This window comes from Rhizobium sp. CSW-27 (genome assembly GCF_018760785.1).
In the GTDB taxonomy this organism is placed as follows: Bacteria; Pseudomonadota; Alphaproteobacteria; order Rhizobiales; family Rhizobiaceae; genus Neorhizobium.
On the sequence record NZ_JAHHZO010000059.1, the window covers coordinates 1 to 1,292 of the forward strand.

The 1,292-nt window shown below is 58.3% G+C and carries 1 protein-coding gene; it reads left to right on the forward strand.

Annotated features, from left to right (window positions below; translation table 11 throughout):
• Positions 1–77: 77 nt before the first annotated feature.
• The gene (locus tag KLP42_RS26540; protein ID WP_215571158.1) at positions 78–1,169 is read left to right on the forward strand and encodes an IS5 family transposase; all 1,092 of its coding nucleotides are present in this window, start codon (positions 78–80) and stop codon (positions 1,167–1,169) included.
• The last annotated feature ends 123 nt before the right edge of the window (positions 1,170–1,292 follow it).

Consider the following 1,292-nt stretch of genomic DNA (forward strand, 5'->3'; position numbering starts at 1 on the left):
TGGACACCTCGAAAAACCTACCGCTTTTGCGATATTCGTGATTCCATCCTGCTTGTTTGATTTGGCGGGAGCGGATGATGCGGGGACAGCCTGGTTTCTTTGATCTGGACGAGCGTTACGAACGGCTGAGCGCTGTTGGCGATCCGCTCGAGAAGCTGAACAGCATCATCCCGTGGCCAGTATTCGAGAAGCCGTTGGCGAAGGCGCTGAAGCGATCGGATGGATCAAAGGGCGGGCGTCCGCCGTTTCCGGCGGTGCTGATGTTCAAGATCCTGGTGCTCCAGGCGCTCTATAATCTCTCCGACGATCAGGCGGAGTTCGTCATCCAGGACCGGCTTTCGTTCATGCGGTTTTTGGGGCTCGGCCTTTCCGACAAGGTGCCGGATGCCAAGACGATTTGGCTGTTTCGCGAAAGCCTGGTGCGGGCCGGTGCCATCGATAATCTGTTCGCCCGCTTCGACAAGCATCTTTCGCGGTCCGGGTATCTGGCCAAGGGTGGGCAGATCGTCGATGCGACGATCATCCAGGCTCCGAGGCAGCACAACAGCCAGGACGAGAAGGAAGCGATCAAGGCCGGAGAGATACCGCAGGACTGGAAGGAGAAGCCCGCCAAGCTTGCCCAGAAGGATAGGGATGCGCGTTGGACGGTGAAATATTCCAAGACGAAGCAACCGACGGACACGCCGACATCAGCACCAACGAAGAGCCATGACATCGCCATTCCGATGTTCGGCTACAAGAATCACGCGGGCATAGACCGGGCCCATGGCTTCATCCGTGGGTGGACGGTGACGAGTGCGAGTGCGCATGACGGCGCTCAGCTCAGAAACGTCGTGACCAAGGACAACACCGCCTCGACCGTCTGGGCCGACAGCGCCTATCGCTCGAAGACCAACGAGGAATGGCTGCAAGACAATGGCCTGAAGTCAGACATCCATCAGAGGAGGCCGAAGGGCAAACCCATGCCGGAAACAATGTCGCGGGCCAACGGGCGACGATCCAGGATCAGGGCCACTGTCGAGCATGTCTTTGCCAGGCAGAAGGACAAGATGAAGCTCTTTATAAGGACCATCGGGATTGGAAGGGCCAAGGTGAAGATCGGCATGGCCAATATCGCCTACAACATGCTCCGGTATGTCTTCCACGAAGGTCGCCGTGCCACCGCATGATGACAGCCGCCCCGCAAGGGGCGGGAATGCCGCTATCAAAACAGTTCAAAGATCACCGCCGAAAGCGGCGGTAGGCTCAGACTGGACCGTCAACGGAGAAAATCGGGGTAAATCGAGGCGTCC